The following is a 24,848-nucleotide window of genomic DNA, read 5'->3' as shown; positions in this document are numbered from 1 at the left end:
GGCGGTGGTGACGGCCAGCCGGGGCGCGGTCTCCAATATCGAACTGGCCGTCGGCGACCCGGCGGAGACGGGATTCGAGCGGATGTGGCGCCTCATTTTCGACGTGGCGCCGACATCGGATGAACCGGCCGACGTGAGAGCTTTCTTGCGAACACGGAACGGCCGACGCCTCACCGAGGTGTGGACGGCTCAAATTTTCGCGGATCGCGCAACCTGAGATGTAGCGCGGCGTTTCGCGGGCGCGGCCTCCCCATTCCGCACACAACAGGATCGATCATGGCGTCTGTTTCGGCATCGCTCCGGGACGTGGACCTGTCCGCGTCCGAGCCCCGCGAGTTCCTGGATGATCTGCCCGGGCCTTCGCCGCTGTCGATGCCGGTGCAGACGCTGCATCAGGCCCCGACGCGCGACTTCGGCCCGACCGCTGGCCAGCCTTGGGCGCGGCGCTGGGGCCTGGTCGCTTTCACCCTGGCGACGACGGCGCTGGCGGTGCTGGCCCTGCATGACGTCTTTGCGGCGGACCGGCTGACGGTCGCCGAACTCGTGCACCTGATGCTGTTCGCCTCGCTGTTCGCCTGGACCGCCTTCGCCTTCGCCTCGGCCTTCGCCGGCTTCGTCGTAAGCCTGGCCGGCCGCAAGAACGCCGCGGGGGTAGACGGCCCGGTCACCGTGCGGACCGCCATCCTGGCGCCGATCTACAACGAGACGCCCGGGCCCGTGTTCGCGCGGCTGGAGGCCATGATGCGCGATGTCGAGGCCGAAGGGCTGGCGGATCGCTTCGACCTGTTCATCCTCAGCGACACGCGGGCGCCGATGATCGCGGTGGCGGAGCAGGCGGCCTTCCGGCGGCTGCGCCGCGCGCTGGGGGACCGTGCGCGGGTCTACTACCGCCGACGGGCCGAGAACACCGACCGCAAGGCCGGCAACATCGCCGACTGGGTCCAGGCCTTCGGCGGCGCCTATGACCACATGGTGGTGCTTGACGCCGACAGCCTGATGACGGGCGCGGCGCTGGGCCGCCTGTCCGGCATGATGCAGGCCGATCCGCGCGCCGGCCTGATCCAGACCGTGCCGGTGGTGATCGGCGCGCGCACCCTGTTCGCCCGCCTGGAACAGTTCGCCAGCCGCCTTTACGGCCCGATGTTCGCGCGCGGCATGGCGTGGTGGTGCGGCTCAGAGGGCAACTACTGGGGCCACAACGCCATCATCCGTGTCCGGGCCTTCGCCGAGCACGCCGGCCTGCCGCATCTGAAGGGCAAAAAGCCGTTCGGCGGCCATATCCTGAGCCATGACTTCGTCGAAGCGGCATTGATGCGGCGCGCGGGCTGGCAGGTGCGGCTGGAGCCGGACCTCGCCGGATCGTGGGAGGAGGGGCCGCCCAGCCTGATCGATCAGATCGTCCGGGATCGCCGGTGGTGCCAGGGCAATCTGCAGCACCTGGGCGTGGTGACGGCGCGCGGGCTGAATCCGGTCAGCCGCTTCCATCTGGTGCGGGGCTTGTCGACCTATCTGGCGGCGCCGATGTGGATCGCGTTGCTGGCGTTGAGCGTCGGCCTGATGGTGGCGCCCGAGATGTTGGCGGGCGCCGAGATCGGCGCGGCGTCGCCCTCGGGCGCCGTGCTGCTGGGCGTGATGGCGGTGTCGGCCGCCTTTCTGATCCTGCCCAAGTTCATGGCCCTGGCGGCCGCGACGGTGCGGGGCGACCTGGCCGGGTTCGGCGGCCTTGATGCGGCGGTCCGCAACATCCTGATCGAGACGGCGCTGTCGACCCTGCTGGCGCCGGTGTCGCTGTTCGCCCAGACGCGGTCGGTGGTCTCTGTGCTGTCGGGGCGCGACTCCGGCTGGAAGCCGCAGCGCCGCGACGGGGACGGCCTGTCGCTGGCTGAAGCCTTCGCCACGCATCGGGCGGAGCTCGGTTTCGGCCTTGCGCTCGTGGCGCTGTGCCTGACATTGAATCCCGCCGCGCTGCTGTGGGCCGCGCCGCCCGCGCTGGGCCTTGCGGGCGCCTTCTGGCTGTCAGTCGTGACGGCGCGCGCCGTCGGCGACGACCTTCTGGCGACGCCCGAGACGACGGCGCCGCATCCGGTGATCGTTCAGGCGCAGGCCCTGACCGCGGCGCCGATCGAGCCGAAGCCCGCGGCCCCGGCGCCCTTCCTGTCCATTCCCCGCCCGACGACGGCGATGCTGGCGGCGCCCGCCTGACGGACCTCAGGCCTGGAAGATCGTCTCGAAGCCGCCGACGATCATACGCTTGCCGTCGAAGGGCATCTCCATGTCCTGGAAGCGCGGGTCCGTCATCATTTTCTGCTCGGCCGCGTCGCTGGTCGCCTTGTTAGGCCACAGGATCCAGGAGAAGACGACGGCCTCGTCGGGTTCGGCCTTCACGGCCATCTTGAAGTCGGTCACCTTGCCGTCGCGGATGTCCACGCCCCAGTTCTCGACCACCGCCAGGGCGCCGAACTCCTTGAAGATGGGCGCGGCGAGCTGGGCGGATTTCACATAGGCGTCCCGGTCCTTGGTCTTAACCGGAGTCACGAAGCCGCTGACATAGGTCATGGCGTTAGTCCTTCTACGACGGGATTTCAGATCTCGGCGACGGCGCGGTCTAATGCCGCGATGTCGATCTTGCGCATGGTCATCATGGCCTGCATGGCGGCCCGGGCGCGTTCACGGTTAGGGTCGGTCGTCAACTCCATCAGGCGGCGGGGAGTGATCTGCCAGGACAGGCCCCAGCGGTCCTTCAGCCAGCCGCAGGCGCTCTCCTGTCCGCCGTCCGCGATCAGCGCGTCCCACAGCCGGTCGGTCTCGGCCTGATCCTCGGTCATGACCATGAAGGACACGGCCTCGTCGAACTTGAACGCGGACCCGCCGTTCAGCGCCAGATAGGATCGGCCGGCCAGGGTGAATTCCACCATCAGCACGCTGTCGGCGGGGCCGGATGGGGTGTCGACCGGGGAGCGATGAACGCCGTCGATGCGGCTGTCCGGCAGCAGGGAGACATAGAAGCGCGCCGCCTCCTCTCCATCGCCGTCGAACCAAAGGCACGGAACGATCTTGTCGGCCATGGCGCGCGTCCTCAGGCGGGCTGAAGTTCGTCGGCGGCGAACGCCTCCGGACCGGCGGCGACGGCGGCGGGATCCATCCACATGGTTTCCCAGATATGGCCGTCGGGGTCCGCGTAGCTTCGCCCATACATGAAGCCGTAGTCCTGGGTCGCGTTCGGATCGGCCTGGCCGCCGGCCTGGGCGGCCTGGTCGACCACGGCGTCCACCGCATCGCGGCTGTCCTGCGACAGGCAGAGCATCACCTGGGCCGAGACGTGGGCGTCGGGGATCGCCCGGTCGGTAAAGCCCTTCCACTTTTCGTGGGTCAGCAACATCACGTGGATGGTGTCGGAAAGCACCATGCAGGCGGCCGTGTCGTCGCTGAACATCGGGTTCTTCGTCGCGCCCACCGCCTCGTAGAAGGCGATCGACCGGTCAAGCTCGGTCACGGGCAGATTGATGAAAATCATCTTCGGCATGGCGTTCCTCCACTCCCTGGTTTGCGACTCATGCCGCGCGAGATTATGTTAGTCAACGATGAAGTTAGAAAAAGTAACTGAAAAGGCCGGCCGCAAGTACCATGACGCTTGCGGAGCGGCGCACGGGCTGGACCTGATCGGAGAACGCTGGGCGCTTCTGGTGATGCGCGAGCTGATGTTCGGGCCGCGCCGGTTCGGCGACCTGAAGAAGGACCTGTGCGGTCTGTCGGCCAATGTCCTGACCCAGAGGCTGGAGGGGCTGGAGGCCTCGGGCATCGTGCGGCGCCGGCGGCTGCCGCCGCCGGCGTCGGTGCAGGTCTATGAGTTGACGGATTGGGGGCGTGAGCTGAAGCCGCTCTATGCGCTGCTGGGCGGATGGGCGGCGCGATCGCCGGCGCACGATCCGACCCTGCCGTTGAGCCCGGTGTCGATGGTGATGTCGCTGGAGACGATGTTCGACGCGGCCAAGGCCGGCGACGCGCGCATCGAGGTCGGTCTAGTCTTCGCGGACGAGAGTTTCCGCATCCGCATCGCCGACGGCGCCCTGTCGGCTGAACGGGGGGGGGCCGAAGGTGCGCAGGTCGTGTTCGACACCCAGCCGTCTGTGCTGGCGGGCGCCGTCTACGGCGGTGCGCCGTTCGCAGTTCTGGAGGCGGACGGCCTGTTGACCCTGACCGGCGACCGGGCCGCAGCCGAGCGGTTCGCGACCTTCTTCGACCTGCCGCCCAAGGCGGTCTGACGATCCATGTCCGAAAACCGCGAGACATCGCGGCGGGGACGGCGCATTCCTGCGTCTATGGAACCGACCCTGGATTTCGAGGCCTGCTGGCGCGCCGTCGTGGCGCGCGACGCCCGTTTCGACGGCCGGTTCTTCACCGGCGTGACCTCGACGGGGATCTATTGCCGGCCGGTGTGCCCGGCCCGTACGCCCCGGCGTGAAAACGTCACCTTCCATGCCGGCGCGGCGGCGGCCGAGGCGGCCGGCTTTCGCGCCTGCCTGCGCTGTCGGCCCGAAACCGCGCCGGACATGGGGGCCTGGCGCGGCACGTCCAATACCGTCAGCCGGGCGCTGGCCCTGATCGAGGGCGGCGCGCTGGACGGCGCGGACGTGGACGCCCTGGCGACCCGGCTGGGCGTGGGCGAGCGGCATCTGCGTCGCCTGTTCCGCCAGCATCTGGGCGCGGCCCCTGTCAGCGTGGCCCAGACGCGCCGTGTGCTGCTGGCCAAGCAGTTGATCCACGAGAGCCGCCTGTCCATGGCCGAGGTCGCCCTGGCGTCCGGGTTCGGCAGCGTGCGGCGCTTCAACGAGGCCTTCCAGGCGCTGTACGACCGGCCGCCCTCGGCCCTTCGCCGACGACGCGCGCCGGAGGCTACGGGTCCGATCCGGCTGGGCCTGGCCTATCGCCCGCCCTATGACTGGGAGGCCATGCTGACGGCCCTGGCCGCGCGCGGCGATGCGGTCGCCGACGGCGGCTGGCGCCGCGAACTGCAGCCCGACATCGACGGCACGGACGGCCGGGTCGAGGTGCGTGCGGGCGAGGTCGGACGCCTGATGGTCGAGGCGCAGGTCGGTACCTTGTCGGCCCTGCCGGGCGTGCTGGCCCGCGTGCGTCGCGTCTTCGACCTGGCCGCGGACCCCGAAGCCATCGCCCGCGATCTCTCGGCCGATCCGGCGCTGGCCGCGGCGGTCGCCGCACACCCCGGCCTGCGCCTGCCGGGGGATTGGATCGACGAGGCGGACGACCCGCCCAGCGACCGGCTGTCGAGCGAGAACCCGGTCCTGTCCGCGCGCGCCGAACGCTGGCGGCCCTGGCGGTCCTACGGCGCCCTTTACTGGACTCTGAGCAAGGAGGCTCGCGATGCCCAGGCCACATGAGATCCTCACGCCGCTGACGCTGGACCGCATTCCGTCCCCGGTGGGCGAGGTGCTGGTGGTGGTCGACGCCGACGGCGCCGTTCGGGCGCTGGACTTTCACGACTACGAAGACCGGATGCGTCGGCTGCTGCGCCGCCATTACGGCGAGGTCGTGCTGACGTCGGGTCGAGCGCCGGAGGCGGTGCGCCACGCGGTCATCGCTTACTTCGCCGGCGACCTCGCCGCCTTCGATCGGGTCGAGGTGCGCACCGGCGGCACTGATTTCCAGCGGTCCGTCTGGAAGGCGCTGCGTGACATTCCGGCCGGAGAGACCCGCAGCTACGGCCAGCTGGCCGCGGCCATCGGGATACCCAAGGCGGTGCGGGCGGTCGGGTTGGCGAACGGCGCCAATCCTGTCGGGGTCATCGTGCCGTGTCACCGCGTGATCGGTTCAGGAGGCAAGCTGACCGGCTATGCCGGCGGCCTGGAGCGCAAGCGCTGGCTGCTGGCGCACGAGGCGGGCCGGCTGCTCTAGAAACTCCGTTGTCGAGGGCGCATTTCACGAGAATGAGGCTTCTCCCCGCCGTTGCCGCCGTGCTCGCTCTGTCCGCCTGCGCCACGCCCTATGTGCAGCCGCCGCTGACGCCGCCGCCGGACTTCGCCGGTCCGTCGGTCCAGGAGCGGGCGCTGGTGATGGCCGATGGGGCGCGACTTCCGCTGATGCGATGGGCGCCGCAAGGCGAGCCGTGGGCGGTGATCGTGGCGCTGCACGGGATGAACGATCACGCCGCCTCCTTCCGGCTGGCGGGACCGTGGTGGGCCGAGCAGGGGATCGAGACCTGGGCCTATGACCAGCGCGGCTTCGGCGCGGCGCCTGGCCGGGGCGAATGGGCCGGGCAGGCGCGAATGGTCGAAGATCTGCGCGAGGCCGTCGCCCTGGCTCGCGCGCGCCATCCCCGCGCGATGATCGCCGTGGTGGGCGAGAGCATGGGGGGATCGGTCGCGGCGGCGGCCTTCGGTTCTGATCGGCCGCCGGACGCGGACCGTGTCGTGCTGCTGGCGCCCGGCGTCTGGGGCTGGTCCACGCAAGGGTGGCTGAACACTGCAGCCCTTAACATCGCCGCCCGGATGACCGGGTCCAAGGCGGTGGAGCCGCCCCGCTTCATCGCCGATCGCATTCAGGCCTCGTCCAATGTGCTGGAGCTCTATCGCAACGGGCGCGATCCCGAGAGCCTGCTGTCGACGCGGTTCGACACCCTATACGGCCTCGTCGATCTGATGGAGACCTCATCGCGGCGGCTGGGGCTTATCCGGGCGCCGGCGATCCTGATGTACGGCGCCCACGACGAGGTGGTGGAGAAGGGGCCGATGCGGCGCGCCCTGGAGCAGATGCCTGCGGACGCCGCCCTGCGCACCGCCTGGTATCCGGACGGTTGGCACCTGCTGAATCGCGACCTGGACGCCGGGGTGGTCTATCGCGACGTCGTCGCCTTCCTGCGCGAGCCGGACGGGCCGCTGCCGTCCGGAGCCGGGCCGGTGCTCCCCGAACTTGAAGCCTTGGCGAGGCGCTGACGCGAAACGGTCATGCTTGCCCACTAGAGGCAGGCGGCCTATCTGCCGGGCAACAAGAATATTACCCAGGGAGCGCCTATCATGGGCATGACGCTGTTCGATTCTCCGTCTTTCGCGAATCATGAGGGCGTTCACGCCTTCTTCGACGAGAAAACAGGCCTGAAGGCGATCGTCGCCGTTCACTCGACCGCGCGCGGCCCGGCCGTGGGCGGCACGCGGATGTGGAGCTACGGCTCGTCGGCCGAGGCGCTGGAGGACGTGCTGCGGCTGTCCAAGGGCATGAGCTACAAGAACGCGGTGGCGGATCTGGAGATGGGCGGCGGCAAGTCGGTCATCATCGGCGACAGCCGCACGCAGAAGACGCCCGAGCTGTTCCGCGCCTTCGGTCGCGCTGTCGATACGCTGGGCGGAATCTATTACGCCGCCGAGGACGTGGGCGTGTCGGTCGCCGACATCGCCGAGGCGCGCAAGGAGACGACGCGGGTCCTGGGCCTGAAGGACGGTCCGGAAGCGTCGGGCGATCCCAGCCCCGTGACCGCCGAGGGCGTCTATCGCTCGACCCTCACCGTGGCGCGACGGCTGTTCAAGCAGGATGACCTGACCGGCCTGACCATCGCCGTGCAGGGCGTGGGCCATGTCGGCGGCTACCTCGCCGACAAGCTGGCGGGCGCCGGCGCCAAGCTGGTGATGACGGACGTCAACGCCGCTGTCCTGGCCGAAGTCGCGGCCCGCACGGGCGCCGAGGTGGTCGCGCCGGACGCCATCTACGACGTCCAGGCCGACATCTATGCGCCGTGCGCGCTCGGCGCGACGCTGAACCCGCAGACCCTGGATCGCATCAGCGCCAAGGCGGTGGTCGGCGCGGCGAACAACCAGCTGGCCACGCCCGAGATCGGCCGCGTCCTGTTCGAGCGCGGCGTGCTCTATGCGCCCGATTACGTCGTCAACGGCGGCGGCATCATCAATGTTGCGGCCGAAATGAATGCGCGCCAGACGCGCGGCGCCTTCGACCCGAACTGGGTCGAGATGAAGCTGGCGCGTCTGATCGAAACCTTCGAGGAAATCCTCGATCGCTCGGTCGCCGAGGGTCGGCCGACGCACGAGATCGCCGACGCCATCGCCGAGGCGCGGATCGCGGCGGCGGGCGCGGAGAAGCTTCGCAAGGCGGCCTGAACTCCCAGGGCCACGCGGTGAGGGACGGCGCGTAACCGTCTCTTAACGCGGCGTTTACCATCCGGGCGGCATTTTCTGCCTAGCGGGGTCGTCAGGGTCTTCCGCGTGTATGGGGCGGGGACGCGTGGGCGGTTTCACCGAGGCGTTGAAGAAGTTCGGGATCGGCCGCCTGGCGGCCATTCTCGGCGTCGCCGCGGGCGTGGCCGCCGTTCTGGTCGCCGTCATGCTGCGCATGGGCCAAGCGCCGGACGCGCTGCTCTATTCCAACCTCGACCTGCGCGAGGCCGGCGAAATCACCGCCGCGCTGGACCAGGCCGGCATCAAATATTCCTCCAAGGGCGACGGTTCGACCATCATGGTCAATCGCGACGAGGTCGGCACGGCGCGGATGATGCTGGCCGGGCAGGGCCTCGTGACCTCGGGCTCGGTCGGCTACGAAATCTTCGACAACCAGTCGGTCCTTGGTCAGACCGAGTTTCAGCAGCAGCTGAACGAGCAGAGGGCGCTGCAGGGCGAACTGTCGCGCACCATCATGTCGATGCGCGGCATCACCGCCGCGCGCGTTCACATCACCATGCCGCGCCGGGAGATGTTCACCTCGGCCGCCGCCGAACCCACGGCCGCCGTGCTGGTCGGACTGGGCGGACGCGACCTGTCGGGCGACCAGGTGAACGCCATCCGCAACCTGGTCGCCTCTTCGGTGCCCAATCTGAAGCCGGACCGCGTCACCGTGGCCGATGAGAACAACCGCACGCTGGCGGCGGGCAACGACGGCGGCGAATTCACCACCGCCTCGGCGCTGGAGGCCAAGAACACGACCGAGGCGCAGCTGCAGGCGCGCATTAAGGACATCGTCGAGGGCGTCGTCGGGGTGGGCGCTGCGCGGGTCCAGGTGACGGCCGACATCGACCGCAGCCGCTCGACCACCCAGGAGCAGAAGTTCGATCCCGACGGCCAGGTCGTCCGCTCCACCTCCACCAACGGGTCGCAGTCGTCGGACACGACGGGCCAGCCGGACGGCGCGGTGACCGCGGCCAACAACATCCCCGGCGGCGCGCCGCCGAACGCGACGCCGATCGGCTCCAACAGCGCCGAGAACACCGAGACCACCAACTACGAGATCTCGAACACGACCACGACCACGACCCGCGAGCCGGGCGAGGTGCGCAAGCTGGCCGTCGCCGTCGCCGTCGATGGAAAGCTGACCCCGCCCGCCAACGGCCAGGGCGAGCCGACCTACACGCCGCGCACCGCCGAGGAGATCGCACAGATCAGGGCCCTGGTCGCCGCCGCCGTCGGCATCGACGAGGCGCGAGGCGACAAGATCGAGGTGGTGAACGTCCGCTTCAACCGCGACGCCGGACTGGGCGAGCTGGACGGCGGCTCTTCGCTGCTGGACTTCTCCAAGAACGACATCATGCGCGGCGTCGAGCTGCTGGTGCTGCTGATCACCGGCGTCCTGCTGATCTTCTTCGTGCTGCGCCCGCTGCTGAAGACCGCGACGGGCGGCGGCGGCGTGCCGGCGCTGGCCGCCGTCGAGGGCGCGCCCGTGACCCAGTTGCAGACTACGGTGATCGGTCCGGACGGCCAGCCGCAGTTGGTCCAGCTGCCGCCGCCGTCGGAGATGGACCAGAAGATCGACATCGCGCGCATCGAGGGCCAGGTGAAGGCGTCGTCGGTCAAGAAGGTCGCCGACTTCGTACACGCCCATCCCGATGAGGCCGCTGGCATCCTGCGCAACTGGGTGGCGGAGGGCTGATGGCCAAGCTCGTCAACAAAAGGGCCGCGATCGAGGACGCCAACAAGCTGACGGGGCCGGAAAAGGCCGCCGTCATTCTGCTGGCGCTCGGCGAGGAGCACACCGCCCTGTGGGAGCGGCTGGACGACGACGAGGTCAAGGAGATCTCGCAGGCCATGGCCACCCTGGGCAACGTCACCGCCGAGGCGGTCGAGACCCTGCTGATCGAGTTCGTCTCGGGTCTGTCGGGCAAGGGCTCGGTCATGGGCAGCTATGAGCAGACCCAGAAGCTGCTGAGCGCCTTCCTGCCCAAGGACCGCGTCGATGGCCTGATGGAGGAAATCCGCGGTCCCGCCGGCCGGACGATGTGGGACAAGCTGGGAAATGTGAACGAGGCGGTCCTCGCCAACTATCTGAAGAACGAATATCCCCAGACCGTCGCCGTCATCCTGTCCAAGGTGCGGTCCGATCACGCCGCGCGGGTGCTGACCAGCCTGCCCGAGGACTTCGCTCTGGAGTGCGTGCAACGGATGCTGCGCATGGAGCCGGTGCAGCGCGAGATCCTGGACAAGATCGAGCAGACCCTGCGGACGGAGTTCATGTCGAACCTGGCGCGCACGTCCAAGCGCGACAGCCACGAGATGATGGCCGATATCTTCAACGCCTTCGACCGCCAGACGGAGGCCCGGTTCATCGGCGCCCTGGAAGAGCGCAACCGCGAGTCGGCCGAGCGCATCCGCGCGCTGATGTTCGTGTTCGAAGACCTGTCCAGGCTGGATCCGGGTGGCGTTCAGACCCTGCTGCGGGCGGTCGAGAAGGACCAGCTGGGCCTGGCGCTGAAGGGCGCATCGGAAGGGCTGCGCGAGATGTTCTTCTCCAACATGTCCGAGCGCGCCTCGAAAATCATGCGCGAGGACATGGAGTCGATGGGGCCGGTGCGCCTGAAGGATGTCGACGCCGCCCAGATGGCGATGGTCCAGGTGGCCAAGGACCTGGCCGCCAAGGGCGACATCATGCTGGCGGGCCAGGGCTCCGACGACGAGTTGATCTACTGACATGAGCGCCAAGCCCTTCATCTTCGACACCGAGTTCGACGCCCGCGGCGAGATCGTGCGGCCGTCGGAATGGCGGCCGGTCAAGCGCAGCTATCTGCCCGCCGAGGTCGAGGCCCTGGTCGCCCAGGCGCGGCTGGAGGCGCGCGAGCAGGCGCTGGCCGAAATCGAGAACGTGCGCGCCGCCGCCCTGAGCGCGATCGCCCATGCCGCCACCTCGGCCCTTCCCGGTCTGAAGGCTGTGGCCCAGGCGCACCGTGAACAGTCGGCCGACCTGGCGCTGGCGGCCGCCCGCGCCATCGGCGGCGCGGCGCTGGACGCCTTTCCGGCGGCGCCCCTGAAGGCTGCCCTGGAGATGCTGGCCCACGAGATCGACGCTTCGCCGCGACTGGTGGTGCGGGGCGCGGGGCTGGACGAGCCCGCGCGCGCCATGATCGAGCAGGCCGCCGCGAACGGCGGCTTCACCGGAGCCGTGGCCTTCCGAGACGAGCCGGCCATGCCGGTCGCGGCCTTCCATCTGGAATGGGCCGACGGCCGCGCCGAACATGACCCGGAGGATTCCGTTCGCCGGGTGACCGAGGCGCTGGCCGCGGCCCTGGCCGCCGAGGCTGGCCACGCCGAAAATCCCGTCCTGGACAGGAGTGACTTCTGATGGCTTCCGACGATCTGTCGCTGGAGGAGTTTGCGGATCCCGCCGCCCTGCCGTCCCTGGACGATCACGGCGAGAAGAGCGCTGCCGACCTGGCCACCGTCTTCGACGTGCCGGTCAACATCTCGGCCGTGCTGGGCAAGTCGCACATGTCGGTGGCTCAGCTGCTGCAGTTGAACAAGGGCTCGGTGCTGGAGCTGGACCGCAAGGTCGGCGAGGCGATCGACATCTTCGTCAACAACCGGCTGGTGGCGCGCGGCGAGGTCGTCGTCGTCGACGACCGGCTGGGGGTGACCATGACGGAAATCATCAAGACCGAGGATGCGGGCGCCTGATCGGCGACCGGGCGAGAGATTAGAGGAGAAGAACGATGCGTCTTCTGGTGGTTGGCAGGCTGAGCGGGCAACTGGCCTCGGCGGTGAAGATGGCGATGGCGCACGGCGCCAAGGTCAATCACGTCGAGCGATGCGATCAGGCGACGGACCTGCTGCGTCGAGGGCAGGGCGCGGACCTGCTGATGGTCGACTACAAGTTGGACATCGCCGCCCTGATCGGGGCGAACGAAGCCGAGCGGATCAGCGTGCCGGTGGTCGCCTTCGGCATCGACGCCGACGCGCGCGAGGCGGCGGCCGCGATCAAGGCGGGAGCCAAGGAGTTCATCCCCCTGCCGCCCGAGGCGGATCTGATCGCCGCGGTCCTGTCGGCCGTCGCTGACGACGAAAAGCCGATGATCTCGGCCGACCCGTCGATGAAGCACGTCATCCAGCTGGCGGACCAGGTCGCGCGCTCGGAAGCCTCGATCCTGGTCACCGGCGAAAGCGGCGTCGGCAAGGAGGTGATGGCGCGGTATCTGCACGAGAACTCCCGCCGCAAGGACAAGCCCTTCATCAGCGTCAACTGCGCGGCCATTCCCGACAATCTGCTGGAATCGGAACTGTTCGGCCACGAGAAGGGCGCGTTCACTGGCGCCGTCGCCCGCCGCATCGGCAAGTTCGAGGAGGCCGACGGCGGCACCCTGCTGCTGGACGAAATCTCGGAGATGGACGCCCGGCTTCAGGCGAAGCTGCTGCGCGCCATCCAGGAACGCGTCATCGATCGCGTGGGCGGGACCAAGCCGGTCAAGGTCGATATCCGCATCATCGCCACCTCCAACCGCGACCTGGCCCGCGCCGTCTCCGAAGGGACCTTCCGCGAGGACCTGCTGTACCGGCTGAACGTCGTGAACCTGCGCCTGCCGTCCTTGCGCGAGCGTCCGGGCGACATCGCCGTGCTGGCCGATCACTTCGTCAAGAAGTACGCCGCCGCCAACGGCGTGCCCGCCCGTCCCCTGTCCGCCGCCGCCCAACGCGCCATCGTGGCGCATCGTTGGCCGGGCAACGTCCGCGAGCTGGAGAACGCCATGCACCGGGCGGTTCTGCTGGCGTCCGGCATGGAGATCGACGTCGAGGCCATCCGTCTGCCGGACGGTCGCCCCCTAATGATGGATGCCGCGACGCCGGCATCGGCCGCGCCCTCGGCCCTGGACGCCGGGCCTGCCGCCCGCGCGGCCCAGGCCGCCGACGCCGTCACCCGCAGCTTCGTCGGCCAGACCGTCGCGGCGATGGAGAAGACGCTGATCCTGGACACCCTGACCCACTGCCTGGGCAATCGCACCCATGCGGCCAATATCCTGGGCATCTCGATCCGCACCCTGCGCAACAAGCTGAACGAATACGCCGACGAGGGCGCGGCCATTCCGGCGCCGCAGAGCGGCGTTTCGGGCGGCGTCCCGGGCGCCGGCTACGCCGCCTGACATGAGGCGGGAGCTGGATCGCAGGTTTGTCCTGGGCGGCGTCGGCGCACTGGGTCTGGCGGGCTGCTATCGCCGCGAGGAGCCGCAGGCGCAGGAGAAGGCGCAGGACCTGCATCTGACCGATCTGGAGCAGCAAAGCGGCGGCCGCCTGGGGCTGGCGGCCATGGACGTCGCTTCCGGTCGCCGGGCGCTGTGGCGGGCGCAGGAACGCTTTCCCTTCTGCTCCACCTTCAAGGCCTTCCTGGCCGCGGCGACCCTGCAGCGCGTGCAGCGCGGCGAGGAGCAGCTTGAGCGTCGGGTCCGCGTCACCGAGGCGGACATGATCCCCCACGCGCCGGTCACCGGTCCGGCCGTCGGCGGCGCCCTGAGCATCCGCGAGCTGATGCAGGCGACGGTCGAGCTCAGCGACAATCCCGCCGCCAACATCCTGATCCGGGAGATGGGCGGTCTAGCGGTGTGGCGTCAGTGGTGGCCCGCGTTCGGCGACACCACCACGCTGATCTCGCGCCTGGAGCCCGAGCTGAACACGGCGGTGGCGAACGACCCGCGTGACACCTGCCTGCCTGAACAGACACTGGCCAACATCCGGCTGATGGCGTTCAGCGACCGGCTGACGCCCGACCACGACGCCCTGTTGCAAGGCTGGCTCGTCGCTTCGCCCACCGGGCCGAAACGGCTGAAGGCCGCGGCGCCGGAAGGCTGGACCGTGGCGCACAAGACCGGCACCGGAGAGAACGGCACGGCCAACGACATCGGCATGCTGATCCCGGTCAGCGGCGCGCCGGTGCTGATGGCCGTCTATCTGACGGGCGCGACTCAGGCGACTGAGGAGCAGCGCGACGCCGTCATCGCCGACGCCGCTCGCCGCGCACTGGAGACGCTGGGCCGTGGCTGACGCTTCTTTGCTGATGAAGGACGGCATGGCGCGCCCCACCGGGCGCGATGTCCTGGGCTGGGTCAACCGCGGCGAGGTGCTGATGGCGGTCGGCGTGATCGGCGTGATCATGCTGTTGATCCTGCCGGTCCCCAAGATGCTGCTGGACCTGCTGCTGGCGGTCTCGCTGGTCTCGTCCGTGCTGATCCTGATGACCGCGGTGATGATGAAGCGGCCGCTGGACTTCGCCATCTTCCCGACGGTGCTGCTGGTCTCGACCCTGTTCCGGCTGGGTCTGAACCTGGCGTCGACGCGCCTGATCCTGACTCACGGGCAGGAGGGCCACGCGTCCGCCGGTCAGGTGATCCAGGCCTTCGGCGAACTGATGATGGGCGGCAACTTCATCATCGGCGTGATCATCTTCGCCATCATCCTGGTGGTGAACTTCGTGGTCATCACCAAGGGCTCGACCCGGATCGCGGAAGTTTCGGCCCGCTTCACCCTGGACTCGATGCCCGGCAAGCAGATGGCCATCGACGCCGACCTGTCCAGCGGCCTGATCAACGAGGACCAGGCCAAGCTGCGCCGCAAGGAGCTGGAGCAGGAATCCACCTTCTTCGGGGCCATGGACGGCGCCTCGAAGTTCGTGCGGGGCGACGCCGTCGCCGGCCTGATCATCACCTTCATCAACGCCATCGGCGGCATTCTGATCGGCACGCTGCAGCACGGCATGCCGGCGATGGACGCCGCCAACACCTACGTCCAGCTGACCATCGGCGACGGCCTGGTGACCCAGGTCCCGGCCATCGTCATTTCGATCGCCGCCGGCTTCCTGGTGTCGAAGGCGGGCGTCGAAGGCACGGCGGACAAGGCCCTGGTCACCCAGCTGGCCACTAATCCGGTGTCGCTGGGCGTGGTGTCCGGCGCGGCGGGCCTGATCGGGCTGATCCCCGGCATGCCGCTGCTGCCGTTCGCGGCCCTGGCCCTGGGGTCGGGGTTCATGGCCTGGCGCCTGGGGCGCGAGCGCCTGAAGCCGCAGCCGACGGCCGAGGAGATCGAAGCCGCCAAGCCGCAGCCCGAGGTCGAGGAGCCCATCGCCAACATCCTGACCATCGACGAGGTGAAGATCGAGCTGGGCTATTCTCTGCTGGCGCTGATCAACGACCTGGAAGGGCGTCGCCTGACGGATCAGATCAAGGCCCTGCGCCGCTCGCTGGCGCAGGAGTACGGGTTCGTGATGCCGCAGGTGCGCATCCTGGACAACATGCGCCTGGCGACCCAGGGCTACGCCATTCGCATCAAGGAGATGGAGGCGGGCGCCGGCGAGGTGCGGCTGGGTCACCTGATGGCGATGGACCCGGCGGGACGTCAGGTCGAATTGCCGGGGGAGCACATGAAAGAGCCGGCCTTCGGCCTGCCGGCGACCTGGATCGACGAGAATCTGCGCGAGGAGGCCACCTTCCGCGGCTACACGATCGTCGACCCGGCCACGGTGCTGACCACGCATCTGACCGAGATCCTGAAGGAGAATATGGCCGAGCTGCTGTCCTACGGCGAGGTCCAAAAGCTGCTGAAGGAACTGGGCCCGGAGCAGCAGAAGCTGGTCGATGAACTGATCCCGACCGTGGTCACGGTCACGACGCTGCAGCGGGTGCTGCAAGCGCTGCTGCGCGAGAAGGTGTCCATCCGCGATCTGCCGGCGATCCTGGAAGGACTGGCGGAGGCCGCGCCGCATACGACCAGCGTGACCACGCTGGTCGAGCATGTCCGCGCCCGTCTGGCGCGCCAGCTGTGCTGGCAGCATCAGGGCGGCGACGGCGCCCTGCCGATCGTGACCCTGTCGCCCGAATGGGAAAGCGCCTTCGCCGAAAGCCTGATCGGCGGCGGCGAGGACAAGCAACTCGCCATGGCGCCCTCGCGTCTTCAGGACTTCATCCGCGCCGTGCGCGACACCTTCGAGCGCATCGCGATGACGGGCGAGAACGCCGTCCTGCTGACCGGTCCGCAGACGCGGCCCTATGTTCGATCCATCATCGAGCGGTTCCGCGGACAGACGGTGGTGATGAGTCAGAACGAGATCCATCCGCGTGCGCGCCTGCGCACCCTGGGACAGGTCTAAGCCGACAATCGGTTTGACGGGGCTCGCGGCGCCGCTAAAGCTCCGCGCCATGGATATTTCCGCTCGTTCGACCCTCAGCCGCGTCGGCTTCTTTCTGCGTACGCCATCGCTGGCGCGGTCGGTCACCGCGCTGCTGACGCTGGCCTTCGCTCTTATGCTGACGGTCAATGTCGCGACCTTCATCATGATCCAGCGCACGGCGGAGGCGAACGACCAGATCGAGCAGGCCCAGAAGATGCGCCGCGATTCGCGGACGATCCTAATCGCCATGCTGGACGCCGAGACGGCTCAGCGCGGCTTCCTGCTGACCGGGCGACCCGAGTTTCTTCAGCCGTACCGCGACGCCCAGGAGGTGCTGGGGCCGGCGGTCGCGCGCCTGCACCGGGGCGCGATGCAGGATCCCTCGCTGTGGCCCGCGGTGCGGCGTATCGAGGAGCTGGCGACCGCCAAACAGACCGAGATGGCGGAGACCCTGACGATGGCGCGCGACGGCCGGATCGGACCGGCGATCCAGGCCGTCCGTTCGGGCGAGGGCAAGGCGATGATGGACGCCCTGCGCGCCGCCATCACCGACTTCGACGCCCTGAAGTCCTCGCGCATCGCCAGCCGCGTTGAATCGTCCGAAGCCTCGGCGCGCGCCACGGTGGCCATGAACGCCCTTGCAGGCCTGCTCGTCCTCGTCCTGGCCGGCCTGTCGGCCTGGCTCGTGCGGCGCTACGTCGGGGAAATCCAGAGTGCTCGCAACCAGCTGGACCGGATGAACGCGGACCTGGAAGCCACCGTGCAAGAGCGTACCGGGGACCTGATCCGCGCCAATGAGGAAATCCAGCGGTTCGCCTACATCGTCAGCCACGACCTGCGCGCGCCGCTGGTCAATGTGATGGGCTATACCTCCGAGCTGGAACAGACCGGCAAGGTGCTGGAGCAGCAGATATCCCGTCTAGAAACTGCGGATCCCGACCTGATCGAACGCGACGCCGTCGTGGCCGTGCGCGAGGACCTGCCGGAGGCGATCGGCTTCATCCGCGCCTCCACCGCCAAGATGGACCGGCTGATCACCGCCATCTTGAAGCTGTCGCGCGAGGGGCGGCGCAATCTGGTGGCGGAGACGCTGGACATGACGGCGATGGCGCAGCAGATGGCCGACGCCGTCCAGCACCAGACCGCCGAGGCGGGGGCCGAGATCCGCGTCGAGACGCTGCCGCAGGTCGAGAGCGACCGGCTCTCGATGGAGCAGATCGTCGGCAACCTGATCGACAATGCGGTCAAATATCTGGATCACGACCGGCCCGGCGAGATCGTGGTGTCGGGCCAGGACGTGCCCGGCGGCTGGGTCGTCTATCGCGTCACCGACAACGGCCGGGGCATCGCGCCGCGTGACCACGAACGCATTTTCGAACTGTTCCGCCGATCGGGCCGACAGGATCGGACGGGCGAGGGGCTGGGGCTGGCTTTCGTGCGAAACAGCGTGCGCCGGCTCGGCGGCACCATCGACGTGGAGTCGGAACTCGGTAAGGGGTCGACTTTCATCCTGAAATTCCCCAAACGACTGATCCTGTCGGAACCCGGAGGCGCGCTGTGACGCAACCCGTCAAAATCATCATGGTCGAGGACGACCACGGTCACGCGAAGCTGATCGAAAAGAACATTCGTCGCGCCAATATCAACAACGAAATCAAGCATTTCGATGAGGGTGGCGCGGCGCTGGAGTATCTGTTCAGCCCGGAGATCCTGGCTAACGGCCCGCTGCTGATCCTTCTGGATCTGAATCTGCCCGATATGTCGGGAACTGACATTCTGGAGCGGGTGAAGTCGGACGATCGTCTGAAGCGTGCGCCGGTGGTCGTTCTGACCACCACCGACGACAAGGTCGAAATTCAGCGCTGCTACGATCTGGGCTGCAACGTCTACATCACCAAGCCGGTGGACTATGAGTCCTTCGCCGGCGCCATTCGTCAGCTGGGCCTGTTCCTTTCGGTCATGCAGGCCCCGGAGATCGAGTGAGCGAGACGAGAGAGGCGATGATCCGCCTGCTCTACATCGATGATGACCGCGCCCTGTCGCGGCTGGTCGAGAAGGAGCTGGGGCGTCACGGCTACGCCGTTACCTGCGCGCCCGATGGGGACGCGGGGTTGGCGTTGCTGCAGGCGAACGAATACGATGTCTGCGCGCTGGACCACTATATGCCGGCGCGCGACGGCCTGGACGTGCTGCCGGACATCCAGGCCCTGCCGGCTCCGCCGCCCGTCGTCTATGTGACCGGGGCCCAGGAGGGCCGCATCGCGGTTGCGGCGCTTCGCGCGGGCGCCGCCGACTACGTCATCAAGGACGTGTCCGAGGACTTCACCTCCCTGTTGCGCTCGGCGCTGGAGGATGCGGTCCTGCGCCGTCGTCTGCAACGCGAGAATGAACAGGCTCAGGAGGAAATCCGCCTGGCCCGTGACCGCGCCGAAGCCATGCTGCGCGAGGTGAACCATCGAGTCGGCAACTCGCTGCAACTGGTGTCCAGCTTCATGTCGCTGCAGATGCGGCACGTGTCGGACGAGGGCGCGAGGGATGCGCTGAGAGAATCCCAGGCGCGGATCGAGGCTGTCGCACACGTGCACCGGCGGCTCTATACGTCCGGCGACATGAGCCAGGTCGCCATGGACGAATACCTGTGCGGGCTGATGGACGAGTTGTCCAAGTCGGTTGGGCCGAACGAGGGCTCGCCGCGGCTGGTGCTGGACGCCGATCCGATGAACGTCACGACCGACCAGGCCGTGTCGCTGGGCGTGGTGGTGACCGAGCTGGTCACCAACGCCGTCAAATACGCCTATGCGCCCGGCCAGGGCGGCGAAATCCGCATTCGCCTGAAGGCGGACGGCGAGCAACGCGCCATTCTGACGGTCGAGGACGACGGCCCCGGCCTGGGCGACGGCACGCCGAAAGGCACCGGGCTGGGCGGCAAGATCATCTCGGCCATGGCCTCGGGTCTGCGCTCGGCCGTCGAGTTCGACGCCGCGCACAAGGGCGTGCGCGCCCGGCTGGCCTTCGACCTCTAGACGTCTCGCGCGTTCCGTCCTGACCATGCTGCAATTCGGAACGCCGGATCCTGCGCTCGACCACCGTCGCCGACCGACCGCCTTCGGTCTTGTCGTGCGCGACGGGCTGATCGCCTGCGTGCGGGTGGAGCGCGGCCACCAGAGCTATTTCGATCTGCCCGGCGGGGCGGTGGACGGCCAGGAGACCGAGGCCGAGGCGCTGGTGCGGGAATTCGTGGAGGAAACCGGCCTGGCGATCCGGCCCCAGGATCGCATCACCGAGGCGGGCCAGTACTTCGTGAAGACCACCGGCGAGGCGCTCAACAACGTCGGCGGCTACTGGACCGCGACGGTCGTCGCCGAACGGCCCGAGACCAAGACGGAAGACGATCACACCCTGACGTGGCTGGAGCCCGCCCAGGCCCTGTCTCGTCTGCGACACGACGCCCACGCCTGGGCGGTGGCGGTCTGGATGCGCCGCGACAGCTAGGCCGTATGGAACTCCACGGCTTCCCGGCCGGTTCTCTGTCTACCTCTCTGCGCCATCAAGGCGTTGACCAGGAAAGGAGAATTCACATGCCCGATCATGATCGTGTCGAAGGCGCCGGCAAGAACCTCGGCGGCAAGCTGAAGGAAGCGGCCGGCAAGGTGACCGGCGACGAAAAGCTGAAGGCCGAAGGCCGCGCCGACCAGGTGGAAGGCAAGGTCCAGAACACCGTCGGCGGCGTCAAGGACAGCCTGCGCGACAACCGCAACTGATCCTGAAAGTCGCTTCGAAGCGCCGCCCGCGACCGATCGCGGGCGGCGTTTTGCATGCTCAGTCGTCGTCGCCGCCCCACAGGCGCAGCTTCAGGCCCTTCTCTTCCTGATTGAGCGGCCTGCATTCCGAACTGAAGCCGCCGCGCTCGGGGCGTGGCCGGCAGTCCATCTCCTGGGGCACGGTGGAAGTCGAGGCGCTGCGCGACTGGCTCCCGCACTGAAGCGCATAGGCGGACCCGCCGCCGGCCGCCTGGATCATCTGGCAGTCGCCGGCCATGCCCGGGGGGCGAAGGGCGTCGGGCAGGTCGTCGCCCAGGGCGGTCGCCAATGCGATGCGAGTCTCCGCCTGGCAAGCTTCCAGGGTCTTGGCGCCCCGGACCATCGGATTGCAGCGCGCGCGCTCGTAGCCGAACGGATCGGCTAGGGCCCAGTCGGGAAGGGTGGTCGCGGGGCGTTCCGGCGTCGCCTCGCCGGACGCCCCACCGGCCGCCTCGACCGCCGCTGGGGGCTGCTCCCACACCACGGCCGTCGCAGCGGGCTGGATCACAAGATAGGCGAGGGCGGCGATCAGCATCCTGGACTCCCGGCATCTGGTCTCGCGACCCTAACCACGCCAGAGCCGGGGGTCACCCGACTATCGCGTGAGCGCGCGCATCGCTCGCGATAGACCGTCCAGCGTCAGCGGGAACATGCGGTCGTCCATCACCTCGCGCAGAAGTCCGACCGATGCGGTGTAGCTCCAGTATCGTTCCTGCACGGGGTTCAGCCAGACCGATCGTTCCCACTGCTGCCGGGCGCGTTTCATCCAGACGGCCCCGGCTTCCTCGTTCCAGTGTTCGACCGATCCGCCTGGCATGGTGATTTCGTAGGGGCTCATGGTCGCATCGCCGACGAAGATGGCCCGCCAGTCGCCCGGATACTTGTGCAGCAGGTCCCATGTGGGCGTCCGCTCGGCGTGCCGTCGCCGATTGTCCTTCCACACGCCTTCGTAGAGGCAGTTGTGGAAGTAGAAGAACTCCAGGTTCCTGAACTCGGTCCGGGCGGCCGAGAACAACTCCTCGACCAATTTTATGTGTCCGTCCATCGAGCCGCCGACATCCAGAAACAGCAGGACCTTGATGGTGTTGCGTCGTTCTGGCCGCATGCGCACGTCCAGCCAGCCCTGGCGCGCCGTGCCGTCGATGGTGCCGTCGATGTCCAGTTCCTCGGCAGCGCCTTCGCGGGCGAACCGGCGCAGGCGTCGCAGGGCGACCTTGATGTTGCGGGTGCCTAGCTCGACCGTGTCGTCCAGATTCCTGAACTCGCGCTTCTCCCACACCTTCACCGCCCGGCCGTGCCGCGCCGGTCCCCCGATCCGCACCCCTTCGGGATTGTAGCCGCCGTGGCCGAAGGGGCTGGTCCCGCCCGTACCGATCCACTTCGAGCCGCCGGAATGGCGTTCCTTCTGCTCCTCCAGCCGCTGTTTCAGCGTCTCCATCAGCTTGTCGAAGCCGCCCAGCGCCTCGATCTGGGCCTTCTCCTCGTCTGACAGGTATTTCTCGTTCAGCAGCCGCAGCCAGTCCTCGGGGATGTCGGTCGTCAGGTCTTCGCCCGCCCCGACCGATTCCACGCCCTTGAACACGGTCCCGAACACCTGGTCGAACCGGTCATAGTGTTTCTCGTCCTTGACCAGCACCGCGCGCGACAGGTGATAGAAGGCCTCAACCTCGCGCCCGGCCACGTCGCGATCCATGGCCTCCAACAGATGGAGCCATTCCTTCATCGACACCGGAACCTTGGCGTCGCGCAGGGCGGTGAAGAAGGGCAGCAGCATTCGGCGACGTTATCAGCTCGCGGCCGGTATTTCGATCAGCCGCGTCGCAAGATGAACTCGTCATCCAGCCAGGCGCCGACGGGATACTGATACTCGCCCGCCTTTTCGAAGCCGTAGGCGGCGTAGAGGCGTTGGGCCTTGTCGTTGCCGCTCCAGACGCCGATCCACAGCGGACCTTGGGTGTGGGCCTCCATCCAGTCCAGAGACAGGGTCAGCAGTTTCGTGCCCAGGCCCAGACCCTGCGCGGCCTTCGACACATAAAGGCGGCGTAGCTCCATATGTTCGGGCCGGGCGTCGGGATGGGGCAGGGTGTTGGGGCCGGCGTTGGCGAAGGCCAGCAACTCGTCTCCGCGCGCGGCGACCCACCAGGCCGCACCGGGCTCAGCCAGCTTCCGTCGTGTCGGCTCGAGTTCGAAACTGGCGTTCAGGAAGGCGTCCAGGTCGGCCTGCGGATAGGGGATGCCGAAGCCGGTGACGAAGGTGTCGATGAAGGTCTGGCGGCCCAGCGCGCCCAGCGCTTCAGCGTCATCGGGTCGGGCGGGGCGGATCACGGCGTCGGTCATGGCGCGGCTCTAGCGCGGAGCCGGCGTTTCGTCACGCGACAGGCGCAGCGCGCCGACCTATCATTCCGGCATGACCGTGCCGATCTTCACCCATCCCGCCATGCTGGAACACTCCCCAGGCGCAGGCCACCCAGAAAGTCCCGCGCGGCTGAAGGCGGTGCTGGATGCGCTGGCTGACGCAGGGCTCGCCGGCAATCGACGCGCAGCGGCCCAGGCCGAGGTCGCAGACCTGGAGCGGGTGCATCCGGCCGCCTATGTAGCGCGTCTGCTGGAGGCTTCTCCCCAGACGGGCCTGCGCCAGCTGGACGCGGACACGGTCCTGTCTCCGGGCAGCGTGCCCGCCGCGCGGCTGGCGGCGGGGGCGGCGATCAATGCGGTGCGGGCGGTCACGCGGGGCGAGACGAACCGCGCCTTCGCCGCCGTGCGCCCGCCGGGGCATCATGCGGAGCCGGACCAGGCGATGGGCTTCTGCCTGTTCTCGTCGGTCGCGGTCGCCGCGCGAGCGGCGCAGGCGGAGGGACTGGCGCGGGTCGCGGTGATCGACTTCGACGTGCACCACGGAAACGGCACTCAAGCCGCGTTTCAGGACGACGACAGCCTGTTCCTGGGCTCGATCCACCAGATGCCGCTCTATCCCGGCACGGGCGCGGCGTCGGAGACGGGCGTGGGCAATATCGTCAATGCGCCCGTTCCGCCCCATGCGGCGCGCGAGAGCTGGCGCGCGACCTTCGCCGGCGGACTGATGCCCGCGCTGGACGCGTTCCGGCCCGACCTGATCCTGATCTCGGCCGGCTTCGACGCCCACCGACGCGACCCCCTAGCGCATCAGTCTCTGGAAGCCGAGGATTTCGCCTGGGCCACGCGAGCCGTGCTGGAGGTCGCGCGACGGACGTGTGCGGGCAAGGTTGTATCCGCGCTCGAGGGCGGTTACGACCTTGAAGGGCTCGGCCGTTCGGCGGTCGCCCATGTGATGGCGCTTGGGGAGGACTGAGGACGCCAAAGCCTTGAAACCAAACGCCCGTCCATTCGCCATGTCGTCCCCCGCCCTGTCCCTCGAATCGTCAGAGCCTTCCGTCGCGGAGGCGTCGCCGATGGCCGCCGCCGCGCCTGCGGCGCTGCGCCCCGGGGCGATCATCCTGATCCGTCATGGCGAGCCGGCCCTGTCGCGCAAATGCCTGATCACGGCGCGCGAATACGGCGACTGGTGGGCCAAGTATGAAGTCGGCGGCCTGCTGGCCGGCCAGACGCCGCCGGCCGCCCTGGTCGCCGCCGCCGAGGGCGCCGGGGCCATCTATGTCTCGACCCGCCAGCGTGCGCAGGAGACGGCTGCGGCCGTCGCCGCCGGCCGCGAGACCATGACCGACGCCCTGTTCATCGAGGCGCCGCTGCCGCCGCCGCCCATTCCCGACTGGATCAGGCTGTCGCCCAAGTGGTGGGGGGTGGTGTCGCGCTTCTGGTGGCACGCCTTCAACCATCACGGCGGCCAGGAAACCCGCGACCAGGCCGAGGCGCGGGCCGAGCAGGCCGCTCAGGTGCTGATCGCCAAGGCTTCGGGCGGGAAGGACGTGCTGGTCTTCGCCCATGGTTACTTCAACCACATGGTCGGGCGGCGTCTGAAGGTCGACGGGTGGAAGCTGGTCGAGAACCAGGGCTTCAAATACTGGTCGCAGCGCCGCTACGAGCGCCGCTGATCCGTCGTCGCGGTTGAAGCCGGGCGCGGCCGCCTCTAGGGTCCGCCTCCATGACCGACGCCGTTCCGATCCCCGCCGACCTCAGCTTCGAAGAGGCGCTCCAGCGCCTGGAGACCATCGTCTCGCGCCTTGAGTCAGGCCAGGCGCCGCTCGAGGAATCGATCGCCCTTTACGAGGAGGGCGCCCGTCTGAAGGCGCACTGCGAGGATCGGCTGAAGGCCGCCCAGCTTCGTGTCGAGAAGATTGTCGTCGGTTCGGACGGCCAGCCCCGCGGGGTCGAAGCGGCTTCGTTCGAATGACGGATACCATCACCTTCGACGACTTCATGAAGGTCGACATCCGTGTCGGCCAGGTGATCAAGGCCGAGCCCTTTCCCGAGGCGCGCAAGCCGGCGTTCAAGCTGCAGATCGACTTCGGTCCCGAGATCGGCGTCAGGAAGTCCTCGGCCCAGATCACCCGGCACTACACGATCGAACAGCTGGAGGGCCGCCACGTCGCCGCGGTCGTGAACTTTCCTCCGCGCCAGATCGGACCGTTCATGTCCGAGGTGCTGACTCTCGGCTTTCCGGATGCGGAAGGCGAAGTGGTGCTGGTCGGCGTCGATCGCGAAATCCCTCTGGGCGGGCGGCTGTTTTGACCCACGTCCTTGCCG

At 68.4% G+C, this 24,848-nt stretch carries 29 protein-coding genes; 23 read left to right on the top strand and 6 right to left on the bottom strand.

What is annotated here, in order from left to right:
- Both ACE3PU_RS15175 and mdoH read left to right on the top strand, forming a co-directional pair.
- Nucleotides 1–217 (top strand): glucan biosynthesis protein (locus tag ACE3PU_RS15175; protein WP_374391038.1); only part of this gene is annotated, 217 nt, incomplete at its 5' end.
- Between the two features lie 89 nt (nucleotides 218–306).
- Nucleotides 307–2,202: a glucans biosynthesis glucosyltransferase MdoH gene (gene mdoH, locus ACE3PU_RS15170; protein ID WP_374391036.1), complete on the top strand. Its 1,896-nt coding sequence runs from the start codon at nucleotides 307–309 to the stop codon at nucleotides 2,200–2,202.
- A gap of 6 nt (nucleotides 2,203–2,208) precedes the next feature.
- Here the strand turns inward: mdoH and ACE3PU_RS15165 are convergent, their stop codons facing one another.
- The 3 genes from ACE3PU_RS15165 to ACE3PU_RS15155 are packed head-to-tail and all read right to left on the bottom strand — an operon-like array spanning nucleotide 2,209 to nucleotide 3,523.
- On the bottom strand, nucleotides 2,209–2,556 hold the full coding sequence (locus tag ACE3PU_RS15165) for a DUF1428 domain-containing protein (protein ID WP_374391034.1): 348 nt from the start codon (nucleotides 2,554–2,556) through the stop codon (nucleotides 2,209–2,211).
- A 26-nt stretch (nucleotides 2,557–2,582) separates the two neighbouring features.
- A complete protein-coding gene (locus tag ACE3PU_RS15160) occupies nucleotides 2,583–3,065 on the bottom strand; it encodes a VOC family protein (RefSeq protein WP_374391032.1) in 483 nt (160 codons plus the stop codon).
- Between the two features lie 11 nt (nucleotides 3,066–3,076).
- The gene (locus ACE3PU_RS15155; protein ID WP_374391030.1) at nucleotides 3,077–3,523 is read right to left on the bottom strand and encodes a VOC family protein; all 447 of its coding nucleotides are present in this window, start codon (nucleotides 3,521–3,523) and stop codon (nucleotides 3,077–3,079) included.
- Nucleotides 3,524–3,581: 58 nt separating this feature from the next.
- On the opposite strand from ACE3PU_RS15155, the gene ACE3PU_RS15150 reads away from it, so the two are divergent.
- The 17 genes from ACE3PU_RS15150 to ACE3PU_RS15070 all read left to right on the top strand — a co-directional run bounded on the left by ACE3PU_RS15150 (nucleotide 3,582) and on the right by ACE3PU_RS15070 (nucleotide 20,129).
- On the top strand, nucleotides 3,582–4,262 hold the full coding sequence (locus ACE3PU_RS15150) for a winged helix-turn-helix transcriptional regulator (protein ID WP_374391028.1): 681 nt from the start codon (nucleotides 3,582–3,584) through the stop codon (nucleotides 4,260–4,262).
- Between the two features lie 57 nt (nucleotides 4,263–4,319).
- Nucleotides 4,320–5,399, top strand: coding sequence for a bifunctional transcriptional activator/DNA repair enzyme AdaA (locus ACE3PU_RS15145; RefSeq protein WP_374391026.1), 1,080 nt, complete (start codon nucleotides 4,320–4,322; stop codon nucleotides 5,397–5,399).
- Nucleotides 5,383–5,913 carry a methylated-DNA--[protein]-cysteine S-methyltransferase gene (locus ACE3PU_RS15140; RefSeq protein WP_374391024.1) on the top strand — a complete coding sequence of 177 codons (531 nt, stop codon included), beginning with the start codon at nucleotides 5,383–5,385 and terminating at the stop codon, nucleotides 5,911–5,913. The genes ACE3PU_RS15145 and ACE3PU_RS15140 overlap by 17 nt, the downstream gene beginning before the upstream one ends.
- Nucleotides 5,914–5,945: 32 nt before the next feature.
- On the top strand, nucleotides 5,946–6,950 hold the full coding sequence (locus ACE3PU_RS15135; protein WP_374391022.1) for an alpha/beta fold hydrolase: 1,005 nt from the start codon (nucleotides 5,946–5,948) through the stop codon (nucleotides 6,948–6,950).
- 87 nt (nucleotides 6,951–7,037) lie between these two features.
- Nucleotides 7,038–8,123, top strand: a complete 1,086-nt coding sequence (locus ACE3PU_RS15130; RefSeq protein ID WP_374391020.1) for a Glu/Leu/Phe/Val dehydrogenase — start codon at nucleotides 7,038–7,040, stop codon at nucleotides 8,121–8,123.
- Nucleotides 8,124–8,247: 124 nt separating this feature from the next.
- Nucleotides 8,248–9,882: a flagellar basal-body MS-ring/collar protein FliF gene (gene fliF, locus ACE3PU_RS15125; RefSeq protein ID WP_374391018.1), complete on the top strand. Its 1,635-nt coding sequence runs from the start codon at nucleotides 8,248–8,250 to the stop codon at nucleotides 9,880–9,882.
- A complete protein-coding gene (gene fliG / locus ACE3PU_RS15120) occupies nucleotides 9,882–10,916 on the top strand; it encodes a flagellar motor switch protein FliG (RefSeq protein WP_374391016.1) in 1,035 nt (344 codons plus the stop codon). The genes fliF and fliG overlap by 1 nt, the downstream gene beginning before the upstream one ends.
- Before the next feature lies 1 nt (nucleotide 10,917).
- On the top strand, nucleotides 10,918–11,565 hold the full coding sequence (locus ACE3PU_RS15115) for a flagellar assembly protein FlbE (protein ID WP_374391014.1): 648 nt from the start codon (nucleotides 10,918–10,920) through the stop codon (nucleotides 11,563–11,565).
- Complete coding sequence (gene fliN / locus ACE3PU_RS15110) at nucleotides 11,565–11,897, top strand: flagellar motor switch protein FliN (protein ID WP_374391012.1); 333 nt, start codon at nucleotides 11,565–11,567, stop codon at nucleotides 11,895–11,897. Before ACE3PU_RS15115 ends, fliN begins: the two co-directional genes overlap by 1 nt.
- Before the next feature lie 35 nt (nucleotides 11,898–11,932).
- A complete protein-coding gene (locus tag ACE3PU_RS15105; RefSeq protein ID WP_374391010.1) occupies nucleotides 11,933–13,354 on the top strand; it encodes a sigma-54 interaction domain-containing protein in 1,422 nt (473 codons plus the stop codon).
- A gap of 1 nt (nucleotide 13,355) precedes the next feature.
- The gene (gene bla / locus ACE3PU_RS15100) at nucleotides 13,356–14,249 is read left to right on the top strand and encodes a class A beta-lactamase (RefSeq protein WP_374391008.1); all 894 of its coding nucleotides are present in this window, start codon (nucleotides 13,356–13,358) and stop codon (nucleotides 14,247–14,249) included.
- 13 nt (nucleotides 14,250–14,262) lie between these two features.
- The gene (gene flhA / locus ACE3PU_RS15095; protein ID WP_374391046.1) at nucleotides 14,263–16,347 is read left to right on the top strand and encodes a flagellar biosynthesis protein FlhA; all 2,085 of its coding nucleotides are present in this window, start codon (nucleotides 14,263–14,265) and stop codon (nucleotides 16,345–16,347) included.
- Between the two features lie 49 nt (nucleotides 16,348–16,396).
- Entirely contained in the window at nucleotides 16,397–17,929 is a 1,533-nt protein-coding gene (locus ACE3PU_RS15090; RefSeq protein ID WP_374391006.1) for a CHASE3 domain-containing protein, read from the top strand.
- A gap of 20 nt (nucleotides 17,930–17,949) precedes the next feature.
- Nucleotides 17,950–18,351, top strand: coding sequence for a response regulator (locus tag ACE3PU_RS15085; RefSeq protein WP_374391044.1), 402 nt, complete (start codon nucleotides 17,950–17,952; stop codon nucleotides 18,349–18,351).
- Nucleotides 18,348–19,391, top strand: coding sequence for a sensor histidine kinase (locus ACE3PU_RS15080; protein WP_374391004.1), 1,044 nt, complete (start codon nucleotides 18,348–18,350; stop codon nucleotides 19,389–19,391). Before ACE3PU_RS15085 ends, ACE3PU_RS15080 begins: the two co-directional genes overlap by 4 nt.
- Before the next feature lie 25 nt (nucleotides 19,392–19,416).
- The gene (locus ACE3PU_RS15075) at nucleotides 19,417–19,860 is read left to right on the top strand and encodes an NUDIX domain-containing protein (protein ID WP_374391002.1); all 444 of its coding nucleotides are present in this window, start codon (nucleotides 19,417–19,419) and stop codon (nucleotides 19,858–19,860) included.
- 86 nt (nucleotides 19,861–19,946) lie between these two features.
- On the top strand, nucleotides 19,947–20,129 hold the full coding sequence (locus tag ACE3PU_RS15070) for a CsbD family protein (protein WP_374391000.1): 183 nt from the start codon (nucleotides 19,947–19,949) through the stop codon (nucleotides 20,127–20,129).
- Nucleotides 20,130–20,187: 58 nt separating this feature from the next.
- Here the strand turns inward: ACE3PU_RS15070 and ACE3PU_RS15065 are convergent, their stop codons facing one another.
- The 3 genes from ACE3PU_RS15065 to ACE3PU_RS15055 are packed head-to-tail and all read right to left on the bottom strand — an operon-like array spanning nucleotide 20,188 to nucleotide 22,505.
- Nucleotides 20,188–20,703 carry a hypothetical protein gene (locus ACE3PU_RS15065; RefSeq protein WP_374390998.1) on the bottom strand — a complete coding sequence of 172 codons (516 nt, stop codon included), beginning with the start codon at nucleotides 20,701–20,703 and terminating at the stop codon, nucleotides 20,188–20,190.
- A gap of 60 nt (nucleotides 20,704–20,763) precedes the next feature.
- Nucleotides 20,764–21,942: a VWA domain-containing protein gene (locus tag ACE3PU_RS15060; RefSeq protein ID WP_374390996.1), complete on the bottom strand. Its 1,179-nt coding sequence runs from the start codon at nucleotides 21,940–21,942 to the stop codon at nucleotides 20,764–20,766.
- A gap of 35 nt (nucleotides 21,943–21,977) precedes the next feature.
- Nucleotides 21,978–22,505, bottom strand: a complete 528-nt coding sequence (locus tag ACE3PU_RS15055; RefSeq protein ID WP_374390994.1) for an N-acetyltransferase family protein — start codon at nucleotides 22,503–22,505, stop codon at nucleotides 21,978–21,980.
- 70 nt (nucleotides 22,506–22,575) lie between these two features.
- Here ACE3PU_RS15055 and ACE3PU_RS15050 point away from each other — a divergent pair, with 70 nt between their 5' ends.
- From ACE3PU_RS15050 to ACE3PU_RS15035, 4 genes are all read left to right on the top strand, one after another.
- Nucleotides 22,576–23,496 carry a histone deacetylase family protein gene (locus tag ACE3PU_RS15050; RefSeq protein ID WP_374390992.1) on the top strand — a complete coding sequence of 307 codons (921 nt, stop codon included), beginning with the start codon at nucleotides 22,576–22,578 and terminating at the stop codon, nucleotides 23,494–23,496.
- A 100-nt stretch (nucleotides 23,497–23,596) separates the two neighbouring features.
- Nucleotides 23,597–24,196, top strand: coding sequence for a histidine phosphatase family protein (locus tag ACE3PU_RS15045; RefSeq protein WP_374390990.1), 600 nt, complete (start codon nucleotides 23,597–23,599; stop codon nucleotides 24,194–24,196).
- Between the two features lie 50 nt (nucleotides 24,197–24,246).
- Entirely contained in the window at nucleotides 24,247–24,495 is a 249-nt protein-coding gene (locus ACE3PU_RS15040) for an exodeoxyribonuclease VII small subunit (protein WP_374390988.1), read from the top strand.
- Nucleotides 24,492–24,833 carry a tRNA-binding protein gene (locus ACE3PU_RS15035; protein ID WP_374390986.1) on the top strand — a complete coding sequence of 114 codons (342 nt, stop codon included), beginning with the start codon at nucleotides 24,492–24,494 and terminating at the stop codon, nucleotides 24,831–24,833. Before ACE3PU_RS15040 ends, ACE3PU_RS15035 begins: the two co-directional genes overlap by 4 nt.
- Nucleotides 24,834–24,848 lie beyond the last annotated feature (15 nt).

Source organism: Brevundimonas sp., assembly GCF_041911375.1.
Lineage (GTDB): Bacteria > Pseudomonadota > Alphaproteobacteria > Caulobacterales > Caulobacteraceae > Brevundimonas.
The sequence above is the reverse complement of the archived record's forward strand: the minus strand, read 5'-3'. Positions and strand labels throughout refer to the sequence as shown.

Bases quoted from the DNA above. Each gene is read 5' to 3' on its own strand.
- ACE3PU_RS15165 (WP_374391034.1), bottom strand. From the start codon at position 2,556: ATGACCTATGTCAGCGGCTTCGTGACTCCGGTTAAGACCAAGGACCGG.
- ACE3PU_RS15160 (WP_374391032.1), bottom strand. From the start codon at position 3,065: ATGGCCGACAAGATCGTTCCGTGCCTTTGGTTCGACGGCGATGGAGAG.
- ACE3PU_RS15155 (WP_374391030.1), bottom strand. From the start codon at position 3,523: ATGCCGAAGATGATTTTCATCAATCTGCCCGTGACCGAGCTTGACCGG.
- ACE3PU_RS15150 (WP_374391028.1), top strand. From the start codon at position 3,582: ATGAAGTTAGAAAAAGTAACTGAAAAGGCCGGCCGCAAGTACCATGAC.
- ACE3PU_RS15145 (WP_374391026.1), top strand. From the start codon at position 4,320: ATGGAACCGACCCTGGATTTCGAGGCCTGCTGGCGCGCCGTCGTGGCG.
- ACE3PU_RS15140 (WP_374391024.1), top strand. From the start codon at position 5,383: ATGCCCAGGCCACATGAGATCCTCACGCCGCTGACGCTGGACCGCATT.
- ACE3PU_RS15135 (WP_374391022.1), top strand. From the start codon at position 5,946: ATGAGGCTTCTCCCCGCCGTTGCCGCCGTGCTCGCTCTGTCCGCCTGC.
- ACE3PU_RS15130 (WP_374391020.1), top strand. From the start codon at position 7,038: ATGACGCTGTTCGATTCTCCGTCTTTCGCGAATCATGAGGGCGTTCAC.
- fliG (WP_374391016.1), top strand. From the start codon at position 9,882: ATGGCCAAGCTCGTCAACAAAAGGGCCGCGATCGAGGACGCCAACAAG.
- ACE3PU_RS15115 (WP_374391014.1), top strand. From the start codon at position 10,918: ATGAGCGCCAAGCCCTTCATCTTCGACACCGAGTTCGACGCCCGCGGC.
- fliN (WP_374391012.1), top strand. From the start codon at position 11,565: ATGGCTTCCGACGATCTGTCGCTGGAGGAGTTTGCGGATCCCGCCGCC.
- ACE3PU_RS15105 (WP_374391010.1), top strand. From the start codon at position 11,933: ATGCGTCTTCTGGTGGTTGGCAGGCTGAGCGGGCAACTGGCCTCGGCG.
- bla (WP_374391008.1), top strand. From the start codon at position 13,356: ATGAGGCGGGAGCTGGATCGCAGGTTTGTCCTGGGCGGCGTCGGCGCA.
- flhA (WP_374391046.1), top strand. From the start codon at position 14,263: ATGAAGGACGGCATGGCGCGCCCCACCGGGCGCGATGTCCTGGGCTGG.
- ACE3PU_RS15090 (WP_374391006.1), top strand. From the start codon at position 16,397: ATGGATATTTCCGCTCGTTCGACCCTCAGCCGCGTCGGCTTCTTTCTG.
- ACE3PU_RS15085 (WP_374391044.1), top strand. From the start codon at position 17,950: ATGGTCGAGGACGACCACGGTCACGCGAAGCTGATCGAAAAGAACATT.
- ACE3PU_RS15075 (WP_374391002.1), top strand. From the start codon at position 19,417: ATGCTGCAATTCGGAACGCCGGATCCTGCGCTCGACCACCGTCGCCGA.
- ACE3PU_RS15070 (WP_374391000.1), top strand. From the start codon at position 19,947: ATGCCCGATCATGATCGTGTCGAAGGCGCCGGCAAGAACCTCGGCGGC.
- ACE3PU_RS15065 (WP_374390998.1), bottom strand. From the start codon at position 20,703: ATGCTGATCGCCGCCCTCGCCTATCTTGTGATCCAGCCCGCTGCGACG.
- ACE3PU_RS15060 (WP_374390996.1), bottom strand. From the start codon at position 21,942: ATGCTGCTGCCCTTCTTCACCGCCCTGCGCGACGCCAAGGTTCCGGTG.
- ACE3PU_RS15055 (WP_374390994.1), bottom strand. From the start codon at position 22,505: ATGACCGACGCCGTGATCCGCCCCGCCCGACCCGATGACGCTGAAGCG.
- ACE3PU_RS15050 (WP_374390992.1), top strand. From the start codon at position 22,576: ATGACCGTGCCGATCTTCACCCATCCCGCCATGCTGGAACACTCCCCA.
- ACE3PU_RS15045 (WP_374390990.1), top strand. From the start codon at position 23,597: ATGGCCGCCGCCGCGCCTGCGGCGCTGCGCCCCGGGGCGATCATCCTG.
- ACE3PU_RS15040 (WP_374390988.1), top strand. From the start codon at position 24,247: ATGACCGACGCCGTTCCGATCCCCGCCGACCTCAGCTTCGAAGAGGCG.
- ACE3PU_RS15035 (WP_374390986.1), top strand. From the start codon at position 24,492: ATGACGGATACCATCACCTTCGACGACTTCATGAAGGTCGACATCCGT.